Genomic DNA, 16,453 nt, shown 5'->3' with positions numbered 1-16,453 from the left:
ACCTGGACCGTCACTCGTCAGTCGGTCGAGGATCGGCACCGCCGCCTCCGCGTGGCCCCGAAGGTGCGCTCCGCCGGCTCTCGACCACCGGTCACAGGCCCAGCTGCGATCTCGCCTCGGTCCAGCCGTCCCGGGTCACCTCGTGCACCTCGAGCGGCATGGCCGTCCGCGGGTGCAGGGCATGCTGGCGGAACGTCATGCCCACTCCCGCGTTGATGGTGCGGGCCCCCTTGTTCGCCGGCAGGAACACGCCCACCAGGCGCTGGGCGTTCAGCACCTCGAAGCCGAGGTCGATGACCGGCGCGATGGCCTCGAACGCCACCCCACGCTTCCACCACTTGGGAATCACCCGAACGCCGACCTCCAGCGCAGGAAAGAGGTCGGGAAGCGTACGCGGCACGTGCACGCCGGTGTAGCCGCCGATGACGCCGGTCTCGCGGTCCCGGATCGCGTACGCGCCGAAGCCGTTGGTTTCCCACTCCTGGACCATCTCGCTCAGTTGGGCGAGCGCCGCGCCTGCGGTCGGTGGTGTCCCGTAGCCGAATCTGATGACATCGGGATTTTGCACGAGTGCCACGAAGTCGCTGGCCAGTTCCGCGTTCCACGGAACCAGTTCGAGGCGATGGGTCTTGATTTCCATGTGCCATTACCCCCGTTGAATGAATCCGGCCAAGCCCCCTCAAGCGTCATGTTCGGACGCACGCTGGAGAGAAGAGGGCCTCTTCCGGATCACCGGTCCGGACCGTGACACAGGATCAATGTCCGGCACAATCGTTGTCCCAATGGACGGGACTTGCGAGTCGCAGCGGGGGCTTGGTCCCGCTTCGTCCAGCACGAACCAAGCGACAGGAAGCCGAAATGTGCCGGACATATGCCCTGCTCAATGTGGTTGGACATGCTGTGCGACTCCCACCATGCGAGACTTGCGTTGACCACGCAAAGTGATCTCCTGCTATAAATTCAATCGCACGGACGACTTCTATCACGGGGGATGAGTTGAGCCGAGCGTCCATTGTAAGCTTGCCTGCGCCGATAGATCATCTGGTCAGTTCCACGTACCACACTCCGAACGGGCCGCTGCATCTCGGTCACATCTCCGGCCCGTTGTTGAACGCCGATGTGGTCGCGCGCCACCTCGAAATGCTTGGCCACCGCGTCCGCCGCGTGTCGACCACCGACGCCCGCGAGTCGTACGTCCTGCTCGCGGCCCGACAGCAGGGAACGGCGCCGGAACGGATCGCGGCGTTCTACCACGATCTTGCCGCGGAGACATTGACCGGCCTTGACATGCCGCAGGATTCCTTCTTCAACACCCACGCACCGGATCGAGCGCTCCGGTACGCGGAGAGCAGCCACCGGATCGCGCGGTTCCTGGAGCGACGGGGGCGGATTCAGTACTCGCGTGCCCGGTACGCGCGGGGCGCCGCCACCGGCCAGTTCCTTGTCGGTGGTTTCGTCCTGGGCAACTGTCCCCGCTGCGCGGCCGACGCCGCCGGAGCCTGCTGCGAGGAGTGCGGCCTCTGGTTCGACGTCACGCAACTGGTGAATCCCCGTCCCCGCCTCGCTGAGGACGGGGAACTGACCTGGGCGAAGACGGGTGCGGCGACGCTGGACGCCGGGGACGTCTTCACCATGGACAACATCGCTACCCGCTTCCCGGCCGCGTATCACCACCTGTACCTGGACTATGTCCGCTGGAACGGCACCCGCCTGCCGCTGACGCACCCCCTCGGCTGGGGAGTCCCCTGGCAGGTCGGCGACCTCGGTGACGCCGTCGTGCACAACAGCTACGCGATCGGCGCGCACGTCTCCATGAACGCCGTCGCCGAGGAATTCCGCAGGATCAGCGGGCTGCCGGATCCCTTCTCCCAGCACAGCCCAGTCGTCAAGATCACCACGGGCGGCTACGACGCGGTCCTGCCGTGGATGTTCCACATCGCCCTGATGGACAAGGAAAGCGACTGGGAGCCCTTCGACCACCACATCATCACCCGGTACATGCTGCTGGACGGCGAGAAGTTCAGCACCAGTCGACGGCACGCGATCTGGGCGCACGACTACGTCCGGTCAGGTCTCTCGGTCGACGCCCTGCGCATGTACCTTGCCACGATCAGTCCCAGTTCCTCGGACAGCGACCTGCGCCTCAGTGACCTGTTGCGCTACGTGCGGGAGACGCTGGAGTCGGTGGTGGAGAAGCGGACCCGGGAGGCGGCGGCACGGTTGGCGACGTCGTCCGGACTCCTGCCGCTGAGCGCGGCCGGAGCCGCGGCGGTACGACGGCTCGTCGTCCCCTTCAACGACTCGCTGGCCCCTGGGAGTTTCGACCTGGCCGTCGCCGCCAAGCTCGTGCACGAGTGGTGCACCACCGGTGGGGACGGGCTCGCCGATCGGGAGCCGTACTGGTGGTGCAAAGTGACGTCGCTGCTCACCTACCCCATCATGCCGAGGTGGGCACGCGTCCTTTGGGCGTGGCTCGGTCACGAGGCGGAGCCCAGCTTCGTCCAGCTCGAGGGGCTTCCCGCCAAGGTTCCGACGGGGTCACCACGTCTGCCGGCGCTCTCCCTGGACCCGGTGAAGGTCGCCGCACTCGCCCGCCCGGATGAATTCGTCGGCCCGCGGTGACCAGGCCGCTCATCGCCGGCGGCGACTGTTACGACGTGGTCGCGATCGGAGCCGGCCCCGCGAACCTGAGCCTGGCGGCACTGGCGAACACGTTGCCGGAGCTGCGCCTGTTAGTCCTGGAATCGCAGCCGACGCCGGGCTGGCACCGGGGCCTGCTGCCGGCCGGTGCGAAGCTTCAGGTCTCGCCGCTCAAGGACCTGGTGAGCGTGGTCGACCCCACCAACCGGTTCAGCTTCCTGAACTTCCTCGCCCTGCACGGCCGCCTGTACCGCTCGTTCATCGCGCACCGCTCGGCGGTCAGCCGGCACGAATTCATCCAGTACTACGCCTGGGTCGCCCGCAGTCTGCCGTCCGTCCGGTTCGGCGCGAAGGTCACCGACGTCAGCCACGACGGACAATCCTTCGTCGTAACCTCAGCGAACGGGCAGCGCCACCGGTCCAACCACGTGGTCTGCGGGGTGGGCGCCTCCCCGCACGTCCCCGCCTGCGCGTTGCCGCACCTGTCGGAAACCCTCCTGCACTCATCGCGGTACAGCGAACTCGTGCGGGATCTCGAGGGCCGCTCGGTGGTCGTCGTCGGCGGTGGCCAGAGCTCGGCGGAGATCGTCTCTGACATCCTCTGCGGCGAGGTCGGCTGGCCGAGCCAGCTGACCTGGTTGACATCGCGCAGCGGCTTCAAGCCCCTGGACGACTCGGCGTTCACCAACGAGTTGTTCAACCCGCGGCACACCGAATTCTTCTCTCGGCTGGACGAGGCCGTGCGCGAGGACCTGTTGCGCTCCGACCTGCTCGCCAGCGATGGCATCTCGGAGGAACTGCTCCAGCAGATCTACGAGCGGCTCTACTTCCAGGACTATCTGACCGACCGGCCGATCCCGTACGAGCTGCTCACCTCGACGCGGCTCGTCGACATCGCACCGCGCGGCGACGGATACCGCGCGACGGTGTCCAGCCGCCTCAACCGCACCCGCCGGGAAATCGACTCGGATGTGGTCGTCCTTGCCACCGGCTACCGGCACTGCGTACCCGGCTTTCTCCAGGGCCTGCTCGACCAGGACCAGCGCAGCGCCGCACCGCCGATCGCGGAGGACTACTCCCTGCGGCTGGACACAGTGAAACCCGGCCGGATCTTCGTGCAGAACGCTGCCAGGACGACGCACGGCCTGGCCGACTCGAACCTCGCGGTGGTGCCCTGGCGCAGCGCCGTGATCCTCAACTCCATTCTCGAGCGCGAACACTTCGCCACCGCCCGAGGCGACATCGCGCAGGACCTGACGCCATGATCATGATGAACGGGGGATACACGGAGATGACCAGCGCCGATCAACTGGCCATCGGGGAGACCGCCCTGCCGCCCGGGCTGACCGACACCGACGGCAGCGTACGCCTGTCCTTCCGGATGGAGCACCAGAGCCCGGACGCCCGGGGCGGGAGTTACGTCCTGCCTCCGACCGCCGTACTGGCCGGAGCGCCGGCCAGCCTGGAAGCGTTCTGGGACGAACTGAAGCCAGGGGCGAGCAGTCCGTTCGACCAGCACGACGCGGTCGAGCTGTGGTTCATCTCCAGCGGCCGGGGAAGGTTGGAGCTCAACGGTGAGCGCCGCGACCTCGCGCCGGGCCAGGTGGTCGTCATCCCGTCGCGAGCCACCCACCAGGTCTGGTGCACTGGCGACGAACCGTTGGTGACCTTCTCGCTCGCGTGGTCATGACCGAGCACGACGCCGACCTTGTGCTCGTTGGTGGCGGAGCGCTCGGTTGCCTGCTCGCCGCCACCTACGCGCGGCAGGTGCCCGGCGCCACGGTGCTGGTCGTCGACCGTGGCCCGCTGCTCGCCGGCGCCAGCGGCGTCTCGCTGAACGCCGGCATCCCCGCGGCGCGTACCGGTGCGCTGCGTCGGCTGGTGACGCGTAGCGATCTGCTGTTCCGAAGCGAGTCGACGCTGCGCGCCTACCTCACCGAGCACGAAACGCTCTATCTGGTCCGCCGGCGGGACCTCGACGAGTTCAGCCGGATGCTGTCGGTGCCCCCGCTCGAGCCCGCTGCGGCCGAACGACGCGAGTTCGCCGCGCAGGCGTACGGTGAGATCGTCCCCGACGCGGAATGGCTGGTGCTGGACGGCCGGCAGCACAGCTTCGTCTTCGACACGGCAGCTTTCGTGCGGGACCAGGTGCGTGCCGCCGACCGCATCGCCGTGCGCGAGCACACCCCGGTCGACCTGATCCGACGCCACGGCGACCGCTGGGTCGTCGAGTCCGGCGGGACGGTCCTGGCGCGTGGCCGGGCGGTGGCGTTGTGCGTGGGCGCGTTCCCGTCTCCGGAGGTCGTCGGCGCATCCGGGCGGATCGACCCGGCGGAGGGACGGATCAAGCGTATTTCGAGCCTCCGGGTGAGACTCCCGCGACCCGTCGCCGGCGCGCCGAGCATCGTCTGGGCCGGCGCGTCCGTCTCCATCATCCCCTCGCCGGACCCCGCGGTGTGCCACGTCAACTTCCATCGGAGCCGGTACGCGCCGGAGCACCCCGGGACGTCGCCGCTTTTCGACGACGCGGACCTGGCGGAGGGGCTCGCCCGGGCCCGACCGGTGTGGCCCGACCTGCCGGTGGCCGGCATCGACGGCGTCGCCGGCTACGACCTCTACCGCACCGGCAACGAACCCGCCGTGCGGGAACTGTCGCCCGGCCTAGTGGCGATCGTCGGCGGGTCTGGCGCCGGTGTGCGGCTATCCCCGGCCCTGGCCGAACGGGCGGCGCAGTCGTTGCTCGTCCACGCATGAGTCGTCTGATCGTCCGCAGTCAAGTTTGGAGCACCATGTCTCGTGATGTTGTCGTCACCAGCAGGACGGCGCCCGCCCGTCCGGGAGCGCCTACCGTGTGGTCCCTCGACGGCGTCCATGCCGAACCCCGGACGGTCGCGGCCTGGATGCAACGCCACCGGGCCGAGATCGCCGACGCGCTGCACCGGTCCGGCGCCCTTTTGATCCGGGGGTTTCCCCGGGTCACGGCGGCCGAGAAGTACGAGTCGGTCATCGCCGCTGCCTTCCCCCAACTGCGCGACTACGTGGGTGGCACCTCGCCCCGTACCCGGCTGCACGGGCGGATCATGACGGCGACCGAGACGCCGCCGGCCTGGTCGATTCCGTTGCACCAGGAGATGGCGTACACGAGCAACGGGCCGCACCGGGTGGCGTTCCTGTGCCTCACCCCCGCGACCCGCGGCGGGCTGTCCCTGCTCGGTGACATGGCCGCCGCGCTGGAGTCGATTCCCCGTGACTGCCGCGACGAGTTCGAACGCCGTGGCCTCCGACTTCGCCGGTCCTTGCCGTCCCGCAGCTCGATGGTCAGCAAGGCGGGGATCCAGAAGACCTGGCAGGAAGTTTTCGACACCGACGACTCCCGCCAGGTAGACGACATCTCCCGACGACGCGGCTGGCACGCGACCTGGCTGGACGATGACTGGCTCCAGCTCACCCAGGAGCGGATGCCGGCGGTTCGTCGGCATCCGGTGACCGACCGGTTGGTCTGGCACAATCAGGCGCACTTCTTCGCGCCCGCCTGCATGATCGAGTGGGCCGCGCGCGACGGGCGTACGCAGGACGAGAAGGAGCTGCGCGAGGCGCTGGCGACCCGGCCCGAGTCGCTGGACAACGTCCTCTTCGGCGACGGCGCGCCGGTACCGCCCGAGCAGGCGGTGGCCATCGCGCGGAGCCTCGCCACCCTCGAGGTGGGGGTCAGGCTCGAGAAGGGCGACCTTCTGCTCATCGACAACATTCTGACGGCGCACGGCAGATCTTCGTTCGAAGGGCCACGACGGATTCTCGTGGCGCTCGCCGACGAGCCAGGGTGGACCGTGGCATGACTTCCGCTCTGCCTTCCCCCACCGTCCGCAACGACCTCGGCGAGGCCGGGCCCGCCCTAACGGCCCACTTCGCTGACCGCTTCTGCACCGATCCGGACGTGGTCGTGGGTCACGTCGCAGCGCAGGGGTGGCTGCGCCCGCAGGCCCCACAGGCGGTGCTGTACGCCGAGAGCGCGGCGGACGTCCGCGAGGCGGTCCGGATCGCCAGCCGGCACCAGGTGCCGCTGCTCCCGTACGGCGGCGGGACGTCCCTCGAAGGGCAGACCAACGCCCCGTTCGGGGGGGTCTGCCTGGACCTGTCGCGGATGAACGCGGTCCTGAACGTCTCGCGGGATGACCTCACCGTCACGGTGCAGCCGGGCGTGCGGCGCGAGGACCTCAACGACGCGCTCCGGGCCCAAGGCCTGTTCTTCCCGGTGGACCCGGGCGCGAACGCGACCCTCGGCGGCATGGCGGGAACCCGGGCCAGCGGGACCCGGGCGGTCGGGTACGGCACCATGCGGGACAACGTGATCGCCGCGGAGGTGGTCCTGGCCTCCGGCGAACAGATCCGGGTGGGTAGCCGAGCGGCGAAGTCCGCCAGCGGCTACGACCTGCTCCGGTTGTTCGTCGGCTCCGAAGGCACGCTCGGCGTCTTCGTGGAGCTGACCCTGCGCGTGCAGCCGATTGCGGAGCGGGTGCAGACCGGTTCGGCGCGCTTCGCCTCGGTCGGCGACGCCGTCGCGGCGATGATCGCCGCGCGCCGGGCGGGCCTGTTCCTGTCCCGGGTCGAACTGCTGGACCCCACCTCGATCCGGGCGACCAATCAGTACTCCGGCCTCGACCTGCCGGATACCCCGCATCTCTTCTTCGAGCTCAGCGGCAGCGCGCCCCGGGTCGCCGCCGAGTTGCCGGTGCTCGGCGCCATCCTCGCCGACCACCGCGCCGCGGGGGTGGAGCTGGCCGAGGACGCCGACGACGGACGGCGGCTGTGGCGTAGCCGCCACGACCTCTGGTGGGCGACGCACGCCCTGTTTCCCGGTCGGACCGGGTTGCCGACGGACGTGTGCGTCCCGCTGACCGCGCTGGCTGGCTGCATCGAGTTTGCCGTCGCCGAGGCCGAACGAGCCGGTCTCGACGCACCCCTGTGCGGGCACGTCGGTGACGGCAACTTCCACATGCTGGTGATGGTCGACCCCGACGACGACCTCTCCCGCCAGCGGGCGACCGCGTTCGCCCGGACGCTCGCTACCCGTGCCATCGAGGTGGGCGGCACCTGTTCCGGGGAACATGGCATCGGCCAGGGCAAGCGCTCGCTGATGCGCCTGGAGCACGGCGCGGGCGTGGACGTGATGGCGGCGGTCAAGCTGGCCCTCGACCCCCTCGGGATCCTCAATCCCGGAAAGATCATCTGAGGGGCGGTGGCCAGTTGTTCGACGTACGCCAGGTCGGGTCGGTGCGCGAGGTTTCCGTCGAGGCTTGGGACCGCCTCGGGGGACGGCTCTACGACAGCCATGCGTGGCACCGCTTCCAGGAGGTGGAGCGACCCGGGATCAGCAGCTCCCATCTGCTCGCCTACGACCTTTCAGGCACCCTGGCCGCAGCCCTGCCCGTGTACCGGGTCAGCCGGGAGACGCACGGCAACTACCAGCTCCACCGGCAGCTTCCGGCGGCCGGCGCGGCGGACGCCGAGCAGGTCCTCCTGGGCAACCGGCACGGCTACAACAACAACCTGCTGGTGCGGGCTGACCTCACCCGGGATCAGCGGGTCAGCGCCTTCCGCGAGCTGGTCGCCGCGGCGCAGGAGATGCTGCGGGGCGTCACGGCGGTCGCCTGGTGGCCCTACCTCGACGACGAAAGCATGGTCCTGTTGCGACCGCTCGTCGGCGGCCCGACCCCGCTGGCGCTCAAAAGTGAGTGCCTGATCTCGCTCCCCGGAACGGACTTCGGCGACTACCTCGCGGCCCTGCCGAAGCGGCGTCGCTCTGCCGTCCGCGCCGACCGACGGCGCTTCGCGCAGGCCGGATACCAGGTCTTCTCCCGGCGCTACCGGGATTGCGTCACGGACGTGGTCCGGCTCGGCCTGCAGACCGCGAAGAAGTACGGGGGCGGGCTCGACCTGGCCGCGGCCACGGTGATGATGGAACGCCAGGCGGACGCGCTGGACGACGTCAGCGCGGTCCTGGCGTGCGGACGCGACGGGTGCGTAGCGGGCTTCGCGCTGGTGATGGACCACGGACGGTCGTCCTGCGTCCGCACGGCCGGGTTCGACTACGCCGAGGCGGGCAACGCCGCCGAGTATTTCGAGCTGGTCTACTACCGCCCGATCGAGCGGGCCTACGCCCTCGGGCGGACGGAACTCTGGCTCGGTCCGTCCTCATATCAGGCCAAGCTGCTGCGCGGCGCCGTGCCGCAGGCGCGCTGGGGTCTGCCGCTCCAAGTGACGGACTGGCCGGACGCCGAGGTACGCGGACACAACTCGACGAAGCTGCACGAACTGCAGGCGGAGCTGGGCTCCCCGGAGCTCCACCACCGCATTCCCTACGACAGTTACCGCGATCACTGCTGACCAGCGACTGTTCAGCTTCGACCGCGCGGAACGCTCAGCATCAGGAGGCATCATGCTCGACGTGACGGGAACCGGCCTCACCATCGAAGCCGTCAACCGGGTAGCCAACGAGTTCGAGACGATCTCGATCCCGGACAAGATCATGGAGTCGGTACGCTTGGCGCACGAGAAGGTCCAGGTGTGGGGTAGCGAGCAGCGGCCGATGTACGGGGTCAACACCGGCTTCGGCGAGATGGCGCATGTCGCCGTGCCGGCGAAGTTCAAGACCGAACTGCAGGTGAATCTGCTGCGGGGGCACGCGGCCGGTGGCGGGCGGAGCCTGGAGGAACCGGTCATCCGGGCGATCATGCTGGCCCGGGTCAACTCGTTGGCCAAGGGGCACTCTGGCGTCAGCACGGAGACCTTGTCTCTGCTGATCGAACTGCTCAATAGCGGGATCCACCCGGTCATCCCGGAGCAGGGCTCGCTGGGCGCGAGCGGCGACCTGGCGCCCCTCAGCCACATGGCGCTGTCGGTGATCGGGGAGGGCGAGGTGTTCCGGCAGGGCAGGGTGGTGCCGACCGGCGAGGCCCTGCGCGCCCTCGGGCGCCCGCCCGTCGAGCTCGGCTTCAAGGAGGGCATCGCGCTGGTGAACGGCACCTCAGCGATGTCCGGTACGGCCGCGATCACGATCGCCAGGGCCCACCGGCTGCTCAATTCCGCGGTCCTGCTCTCAAGCGTGATGACCCAGTGCCTGCGCGGTTCCACCCGTGCCTTCGACGCCCGTGGGCACGAGCTGAAGGGCCACCATGGGCAGATCCTTGTCGCCGAGAAGCTGCGTGGACTGCTCGATGGCAGCCAGCTGACCCGGGAGCACGTTGAGCTGATGTCCGCCATCGAGCAGCAGTCGGTGGACACGGTGGTGGACACCGGCGTGTACCTGCAGAGCGCCTACTCAGTCCGCTGCGTACCGCAGGTTCTCGGCCCGGTCGTCGACACGCTGGCTTTCGCGAAGGGCATCGTCGAGACGGAACTCAACTCCTGCAACGACAACCCGCTGATCTTCGAGGACGCCGAGGCCTCGTTCCACGGTGGCAACTTCCACGGCCAGTACGTCGCCGCTGCGGCCGACTATCTGGCCATCGCGCTCACCGAGATCGGCGTCCTCGCCGAACGGCAGGTCAACCGGCTCGTCGACCCCGCCCTCAACGGTGAGTTGCCCGACTTCCTGGCCTTGTCCGACTCCGGCCTGGCTTGCGGGCTGATGGGGGCGCAGTACCTGGCGACGAGCGTCGCGTCGGAGAACCTCGACCTGGCCACGCCGTCGTCGGTGAAGAGCCTGCCGTCGAACGGTCAGAACCAGGACGTGGTGAGCATGGGGCTTAACGCGGCGCGTCGTTGCCTGCGACTCACCGAGAACGTGGCGACCATCCTGGGGGTCCTGGGTGCGGCCTGCCTCCAGGCGTCGGCCATCCTCGGCCCGGATCGGCTCAGCCCGGCGGCCCGCGAATGGTACGACGCCCTGTCGGCGGTGGTGTCGCCGCACAGCGAGCAGGCGCCGGTGTACGAGCTGCTGCGAGCGAGCCGCGACTTCCACTACACCGGTGCGGGCGCGGACCTGGCCGCCAGGCTGGTGGGCATCGGCGCGCTGGACGGCTGACCGCGTCCGGCTCCGGCCGTCCACCGGCCCGTCGGCCCGGGCGGGTGGGCGGCCGGGCCGGCGCGCGAGCCGTTGGAGAGCCGGTACCACTCGATCCACCTCCTACGATGTCTCGAAGCGGGGTCCGTGCCGTGACCCTCGCGGAGACGTACGCGGCGATCCGGTCCGCTCCTCCGCGCGACCCGTTCACCACACTCCCGACCGACCTGGATGGCGCCATGACCCAGCCGACCGTGCTGTACTACAACCTTCGAGCCCACCCGAGCGAGTACCTTCCGGCGCTGCGTGCCGCCCGCGACCTCGGCCTGCGGGTCGTTCTCGTCACCTCACGAGCGGGTTTCCCCGCACCGGCGGGTCTCGTGGCGGAGGTACACGTCATGAAGGAACCGGGTGGACCGGCCGCCGTGGCGCAGGGCCTTGAGATTGCCCGCGCCACGGGTGCCACGGGCGTGATGACCTGGTCGGACACCGACGTCGTCACGGTGAGCACGATCTGCGCCGAACTCGGCCTGCCGGCGCCCTCGGTCCAAGCCGCCACGTTGACTCGCAACAAGTGGTTGGGCCGACAGGCCCTGGCGGCGGTCGACCCGGCATGTGTGCCCCGGTTCCGCCTCGTCGAAGGTCCCGACGACCTGGCCGCGGCGATCGCCGAGCTCGGGCCGGGCGGGGTGCTGAAGCCGGCCTCCGGGGCCGGCAGCGCCGGGGTGGAAAGGATCGCGCGGGTCGAGCAGGCGCTGAGCGTCATGGGCCGCCTGCTCGGGTTCGCCTCGCCGGCGACCCACCCGCTCTTCCTCGACGGGCCGGGGCAACTCGTCTATGAGGAGTTCCTGCCTGGCACCGAGCACAGCGTCGAGGGGTTCGTCCACCTCGGCGCCACCCGCGTCGTCGCCATCACGGACAAGCGCACCGATCCGGCGAACTTCCTGGAGATCGAGCATCGGCAACCGACCGCCCTGTCGCGGGCCGAGCAGCGTGCGGTGACAAACCTGGCAGCCGAGGTGGTCCGAGCGTTCGGCCTGGACAACTGCAGCTTCCACCTTGAGTGCAAGGTGGACGAGGGCATGGCCCGGCTCGTTGAGATCGCCGCCCGGATCGGCGGGGGCCACATCACCTCGCACCTCGTGCCGCTGGTCACGGGGGAGAACTTCTACCGCAACGCGCTGCTCCTGGCGGCCGGCGCGGCGCCGGAACCGGCCAGCGACCCGACCGGCCGCTACGCGGCGGTCGTCAAGGTGGTCGCGCCCGCAGCCGGCGTGTTCGGCGGGTTCCCCCGGCTCGAGGCGCTGCACGAACTTGCCGGGATCGAAGCGGTGGCGGTGCACCGCCGGGTGGGCGACACCGTGCTCGTGCCACCGGACGACTACGCGGGTGCCCTCCTCGCATCGGTCGTGGTGAGCGTCGACGCGCCCGACGACCTTGCCCCGCTCGTAGACGAGGTCCGGACGCTCCTGCGGCCACGGATGACTGGCACCGAGATACCGGCGGCTGGCTAGCCGGCCGCCGCCGTCGGTCGGCGGCCGTCCGTCAGCCGCAATCCGGTCACCGCGCCAGGCGTACCGGACCAGCCCCCTCCTTCCAACAGATCTGGTGATTCACATGACGCTCCGCGTTCTGCACTTGGGGTGGAAACCCATCGCCGACCTGCGGGCCCTGCACGCACTCGGCGCGGCAGTGACCTGCGCGGCCGTACCGGCGGACCTGGCCGCGGCGCGGGAGTCGCCGTGGCTGCACGACGTGGTTCCGGTGGCCGACGCACGTTCGGCGGAGGCCGTGCTGGCCGGGCTCGTCCGCCACGGCCTCGACCTCTCCGACTTCGACGTGGTGTCGCCGGCGAACGAGCTGGAGATCATCCCGGCGAGTCTGTTGCGGACGATCAACGACACGCCCGGGATTGGCTATCGCACCGCGTTGGGTCTGCGCGACAAGTTTGTCCAGAAACAGCTCATCCGACAGGCCGGCCTGCCGGTGACCGACTGCACCGTCGTGGGTTCGTTGGACGACGTTGAACTGCCCGTCGGCGGCAAGGTGGTCATCAAGCCCCTCGCGGGTCTGGCCACGATCGACACTCACGTCGTGCCGGATCCGGTGGGCCTTGCGGCGCTGCGCGAGGATGCCGCGCTGCGGAACCGGCTGTGGCTGGTGGAGCAGTTCGTCGAGGGCAGGGAACTACACCTCGACGGCGTGGTCCGCGGCGGCCGGCTGCGGGCGCTCACCGTCTCCCGCTACCTGAACAATTCCATCACCATCAAGGCCGGCATCGAATATGCCTCCGTACTGCTGCACCGCGTCCGCCACCCGGAGCTGTACGAGCGGGCCACGGAGCTGATGGTGGCCGCACTCACCGCACTGCACTACACGGACGGCGTCTTCCACACCGAGGTGTTTCTTCAGCCGGCCGGCTCGCTCGTGTTCAGCGAACTCGGCGGGCGGGTGGGTGGCGGGGGCATCCCCGGCGTGTTCAAGAACCTGCTGGGCGTAGACCTGCACCAGGAGTGGGCCCGCTCGGTCATGGGGCTGGACTCAGTCATCGGTGAGGACGGACCGGCCTGGCCCGCCACCGGCACCGCCGGGTGGATCCACCTGAAGGCTGCGCCCGGCCGGGTGCTCGTCACTCCCGCCGTCGAGGAAGTCCTGCAACAGGCGGGGGTCGTCGAGGCAGAGGTACGCCTGGTGGTGGGTGAGCCGACTCCGGATGTCACGGTCCATTCCGCAGCCCGCGCGGGCTGCGCGGTGGTCATCGGGGAGGACGAGACGGAGGTGGAGCGGCGCCTCCTGGCGGTGAGCCGATGGTTCCCCGCGCAGGTGACGGTGACCTCGGGCGCCGAGGAAGACTGACGGGCGGGACGCGACGGGGACATGCGGACGGGATTCGACTTCGGCCCACTGAGAGATCGCCGGTACCGGCTCTTCTGGCTCGGCCGGAGTGCCTCCGGTTTCGGGGATGCGCTCATGCCAATGACACAGGTGTTCGCGATTCTGTCCGTCGGCGGTTCGGCGACCGACGTGGGCGTGGTGCTCGCCGTCTCCATGGCGGTACGCGTGCTCCTTCTCCTCGTCGGCGGGGCCCTGGCCGACCGGTTACCCCGTCGGCTGCTGCTGATCGGCGCGGACGCCTCCCTCGCCGCGCTCCAAGTCCTCGTGGGATGCCTGCTCCTGACCGGCCACGGCACCGTGCCGCTGATCTTGGCCGCGTCCGTTTGCTACGGCGCGGGCTCCGCGATATCCCGCCCGGCGATCACTGGGATCGTGCCGCAAATGATCGGACGGACGCAGCTCCAGCAGGCCAACGCCCTGCTCGGGCTCTCCCGGGGGGTGGCCAGCATCCTGGGCCCGGCCGCCGCGGGCGTCATCGCGGCGGTCACCGGCCCCGGACCGGCGTACCTTATCGACGCGGTAACCTACCTGGTCAGCGCGCTGTGCCTCGCGGTGCTGACGATCCCCCCGCACGACAGCGGTGCCCGGGCCAGCCTGGTCCAGGACCTGTCGGTCGGGTGGCAGGAGATGACCGCCCGCCCATGGTATTGGCGGACGCTGTGCTGCCACGCCCTCTGGAACCTGGGGTCCTCGGTCCTGCCGGTGCTCGGTCCCGTGGTCCTGCTTGACGCCGGCCACACTTCGTCGAGCTGGGGTATCGTCGCCGCCGGAATGGCGGCCGGCTCCGTGGTGGGTGGACTGGTGGTGCTCCGGTGGCGTCCACAGCGGCCGATGGTCGTCGGTCATATTGGGCTCGCGTTGACCGCTCTCCCGCTGCTCGCCCTCACCGGCCCGAGCATGCTCGGCGTCCTCGTCGGCGGCGCCGTGCTCGGGGCGGCCGGCGTGTCGCTGCTCAACGAGCTGTGGATGACCGGGTTGCAGCAGCTGGTACCCCAGCAGGTCATCTCAAGGCTCAGCTCGTACGACGGGCTGATCTCCCTCGTCGTGCTTCCGATCGGCTACGTGTCGGCCGGCCCTCTGGCCAACCTGGCCGGCACCTCAATGACCTTGGGCATCGGGGCCTTGCTGGTGGTGGCGTCTACGGTGCTGGCGCTGCGGATTCCGCAGATCCGACTGCTTCGGCAGGAGCCTGACGGCACCTTAGTGGGCCCCGGCCTAGGGCCGGCGTCGCTCGACGGCGCGGGCGGCTATAGACCTCCATCATGAGGTCGCGGTGAAGGGCACCGGCACTATCAATGGGGTACCCGGCTACGGTTTCGTCGCGTACGGCGCCGACACACCGGATGCCGCCCGGCTCGTCGTCTGGCCGCTGTCCGCCGGACAGTACCCACAGGAGACGCTGCTCTATGACAACCGCGACAAGGCGGGCTACGACCTTGACGTGAGCGATCCTCAACCGCTGGCTGGGGGATCACCGCAGGTGCACCAGCAGTGTCGGGTGGGTGGCCGAGAGGACCCGTCCCGGCCAGCCAATCAGCGCGTCGGAGGAGATCTAACGCCCCGACGCCTGACCCGCCTGGAGACCGAGGTACTCGTCTTTCGCCGCATGATCGTGCTGCTTGACGACGAGGGCGACTACGAGGTGTCCGGCGAGGAATGGTCGGTCTCCCCGAACTGCATCGTGGCGATCAGCGCCGGTGCCACTGACCATTACGCGAGCGTGACCGTCGAGATCTGGGACGAGCCACCGTCCCTGCTAGACGGGTGGAAGGGCAGCAAGGCCGGACGCGTCCGGCTGGACAGCGGCTATCTGCAGATCCAGCCAACCGACACGCATGTTCTCCGGATCGGCCCACCGGGTCACTACGAGGTGTGGGCGTACAGCGCCGGGCGGTCCCGGATCGCCGCCTTGACGCCGCGATCCGGCATCGAGAACCTGCGCGGAGTGGAGTCGTTCCTGTTCCAATTTTGGCCGGCTGGGCTGTCTCGTCAAACGGCGCGTTGCGTATAGCGGTGAAGCACACTGACCGACGGGATCTGACGGGCGGGTGGCGCCGGCTCGGCCCCGGCCTGCCGGCGACCTGCGGCCGGCATCGGCCGGGCCGGCGGGCCACACCGGTCGGCCTCAGTGTCGGCTGTCGCGGCCGTGCAGCCAAGGTGCGATGACCACAGTGGGCAGAGCGAGGAACATAGCGATTAGATGGGCGGCCCATGCCCATGGAGCGAGGCTGGCCCCGTCCATTCCTGCGTGGTCGATGAGCAGCGCGCTACCACACGGGATGAATAGCAGTCCCATCGCGATGGCACCCACCCATAGCAGAGCCATCGAACGACGGATAGCGGCTGTCATCAAAACGACCGTCACCGCGGCCGGTACGCCCAACAACATGCTCGCCTGGCTCCAGTCGATACCCTGAGGGGCGGAGGTTCCAACACGAAGGTCGGCGTCGGCCAAGGCCCAGCTCCAACCGGCCGCGACGTTGGCGAGGCTGAGAAACGCACCTGCCCACATGAACCGGACAGCTCTCACGGCGGCAGCATAGTCCTCGCGTCACAGGCCCTTCCGGTGACGAACTGAGTGACGACCGGGCGGACGCCAGCGGACAGGGGCGGACGATAGCGGACCGTTTCAGTAGGTCACGGGCCCACGAAGCCGCAGCTCCCGTGGCAGTGTTGGCTGCCTGGGGGTCATCCCTGAAGAGGCGGGGCCGTGTCAAGCGCGGACGCTGGACCGGTTGTGACCGGTTTATGGCTGATTTCCGGATCGGTGCGGGCAGGCGTCGGTGAGGGTCGGGGTCCAGGCTCGACCTTTAGGTCGACCCGCGTAGCGGGTGTGGCCTTGACGCCGATCCCGAGGCGATCGCACGATGGCGGCGCCGGGAGCAGGCTATGGGGTTGTGTGGGCCGTCTTTTCCA

General features: G+C 69.4%; 14 protein-coding genes. 12 read left to right on the top strand and 2 right to left on the bottom strand.

Features of this window, described 5'->3' with window-relative positions:
• Positions 1–91 precede the first annotated feature (91 nt).
• Positions 92–640 (bottom strand): GNAT family N-acetyltransferase, encoded by a 549-nt coding sequence (locus NCC78_RS01875; RefSeq protein WP_250791304.1) that lies wholly within the window; start codon positions 638–640, stop codon positions 92–94.
• A gap of 356 nt (positions 641–996) precedes the next feature.
• Here NCC78_RS01875 and NCC78_RS01870 point away from each other — a divergent pair, with 356 nt between their 5' ends.
• From NCC78_RS01870 to NCC78_RS01815, 12 genes are all read left to right on the top strand, one after another.
• The gene (locus NCC78_RS01870; protein WP_308220851.1) at positions 997–2,622 is read left to right on the top strand and encodes a class I tRNA ligase family protein; all 1,626 of its coding nucleotides are present in this window, start codon (positions 997–999) and stop codon (positions 2,620–2,622) included.
• On the top strand, positions 2,619–3,905 hold the full coding sequence (locus NCC78_RS01865; RefSeq protein WP_250791302.1) for a lysine N(6)-hydroxylase/L-ornithine N(5)-oxygenase family protein: 1,287 nt from the start codon (positions 2,619–2,621) through the stop codon (positions 3,903–3,905). The genes NCC78_RS01870 and NCC78_RS01865 overlap by 4 nt, the downstream gene beginning before the upstream one ends.
• Positions 3,906–3,931: 26 nt before the next feature.
• Positions 3,932–4,330, top strand: a complete 399-nt coding sequence (locus NCC78_RS01860) for a cupin domain-containing protein (protein ID WP_250791301.1) — start codon at positions 3,932–3,934, stop codon at positions 4,328–4,330.
• On the top strand, positions 4,327–5,394 hold the full coding sequence (locus NCC78_RS01855; RefSeq protein ID WP_250791300.1) for an NAD(P)/FAD-dependent oxidoreductase: 1,068 nt from the start codon (positions 4,327–4,329) through the stop codon (positions 5,392–5,394). The genes NCC78_RS01860 and NCC78_RS01855 overlap by 4 nt, the downstream gene beginning before the upstream one ends.
• Positions 5,391–6,476 carry a TauD/TfdA family dioxygenase gene (locus tag NCC78_RS01850; RefSeq protein WP_372495027.1) on the top strand — a complete coding sequence of 362 codons (1,086 nt, stop codon included), beginning with the start codon at positions 5,391–5,393 and terminating at the stop codon, positions 6,474–6,476. Before NCC78_RS01855 ends, NCC78_RS01850 begins: the two co-directional genes overlap by 4 nt.
• Positions 6,473–7,870 carry an FAD-binding oxidoreductase gene (locus NCC78_RS01845; RefSeq protein ID WP_250791298.1) on the top strand — a complete coding sequence of 466 codons (1,398 nt, stop codon included), beginning with the start codon at positions 6,473–6,475 and terminating at the stop codon, positions 7,868–7,870. The genes NCC78_RS01850 and NCC78_RS01845 overlap by 4 nt, the downstream gene beginning before the upstream one ends.
• Positions 7,871–7,884: 14 nt before the next feature.
• Positions 7,885–9,024 carry a peptidogalycan biosysnthesis protein gene (locus tag NCC78_RS01840; RefSeq protein ID WP_250791297.1) on the top strand — a complete coding sequence of 380 codons (1,140 nt, stop codon included), beginning with the start codon at positions 7,885–7,887 and terminating at the stop codon, positions 9,022–9,024.
• A gap of 52 nt (positions 9,025–9,076) precedes the next feature.
• Positions 9,077–10,663, top strand: a complete 1,587-nt coding sequence (cmdF, locus tag NCC78_RS01835) for a tyrosine 2,3-aminomutase (protein ID WP_250791296.1) — start codon at positions 9,077–9,079, stop codon at positions 10,661–10,663.
• A gap of 131 nt (positions 10,664–10,794) precedes the next feature.
• Positions 10,795–12,156, top strand: coding sequence for an ATP-grasp domain-containing protein (locus NCC78_RS01830; protein ID WP_250791295.1), 1,362 nt, complete (start codon positions 10,795–10,797; stop codon positions 12,154–12,156).
• A gap of 103 nt (positions 12,157–12,259) precedes the next feature.
• On the top strand, positions 12,260–13,498 hold the full coding sequence (locus NCC78_RS01825) for a hypothetical protein (RefSeq protein ID WP_250791294.1): 1,239 nt from the start codon (positions 12,260–12,262) through the stop codon (positions 13,496–13,498).
• Between the two features lie 21 nt (positions 13,499–13,519).
• Entirely contained in the window at positions 13,520–14,803 is a 1,284-nt protein-coding gene (locus tag NCC78_RS01820; RefSeq protein ID WP_250791293.1) for an MFS transporter, read from the top strand.
• A gap of 7 nt (positions 14,804–14,810) precedes the next feature.
• Positions 14,811–15,548 carry a hypothetical protein gene (locus tag NCC78_RS01815; protein ID WP_250791292.1) on the top strand — a complete coding sequence of 246 codons (738 nt, stop codon included), beginning with the start codon at positions 14,811–14,813 and terminating at the stop codon, positions 15,546–15,548.
• Between the two features lie 114 nt (positions 15,549–15,662).
• Here the strand turns inward: NCC78_RS01815 and NCC78_RS01810 are convergent, their stop codons facing one another.
• Positions 15,663–16,067 (bottom strand): hypothetical protein, encoded by a 405-nt coding sequence (locus NCC78_RS01810; protein WP_250791291.1) that lies wholly within the window; start codon positions 16,065–16,067, stop codon positions 15,663–15,665.
• Between the last annotated feature and the right edge of the window lie 386 nt (positions 16,068–16,453).

Origin of the sequence: Micromonospora phytophila, assembly GCF_023656545.1 — a bacterium.
Classification (GTDB): Bacteria; Actinomycetota; Actinomycetes; order Mycobacteriales; family Micromonosporaceae; genus Micromonospora; species Micromonospora phytophila.
Note: the sequence above shows the minus strand (reverse complement) of the source record. Positions and strands in the feature narration are given on the sequence as shown.

What these genes read in the sequence shown, in the direction of transcription:
- NCC78_RS01875 (WP_250791304.1), bottom strand. Translation starts at nt 640, where the DNA reads ATGGAAATCAAGACCCATCGCCTCGAACTGGTTCCGTGGAACGCGGAA.
- NCC78_RS01860 (WP_250791301.1), top strand. Translation starts at nt 3,932, where the DNA reads ATGACCAGCGCCGATCAACTGGCCATCGGGGAGACCGCCCTGCCGCCC.
- NCC78_RS01855 (WP_250791300.1), top strand. Translation starts at nt 4,327, where the DNA reads ATGACCGAGCACGACGCCGACCTTGTGCTCGTTGGTGGCGGAGCGCTC.
- NCC78_RS01850 (WP_372495027.1), top strand. Translation starts at nt 5,391, where the DNA reads ATGAGTCGTCTGATCGTCCGCAGTCAAGTTTGGAGCACCATGTCTCGT.
- NCC78_RS01845 (WP_250791298.1), top strand. Translation starts at nt 6,473, where the DNA reads ATGACTTCCGCTCTGCCTTCCCCCACCGTCCGCAACGACCTCGGCGAG.
- cmdF (WP_250791296.1), top strand. Translation starts at nt 9,077, where the DNA reads ATGCTCGACGTGACGGGAACCGGCCTCACCATCGAAGCCGTCAACCGG.
- NCC78_RS01825 (WP_250791294.1), top strand. Translation starts at nt 12,260, where the DNA reads ATGACGCTCCGCGTTCTGCACTTGGGGTGGAAACCCATCGCCGACCTG.
- NCC78_RS01820 (WP_250791293.1), top strand. Translation starts at nt 13,520, where the DNA reads ATGCGGACGGGATTCGACTTCGGCCCACTGAGAGATCGCCGGTACCGG.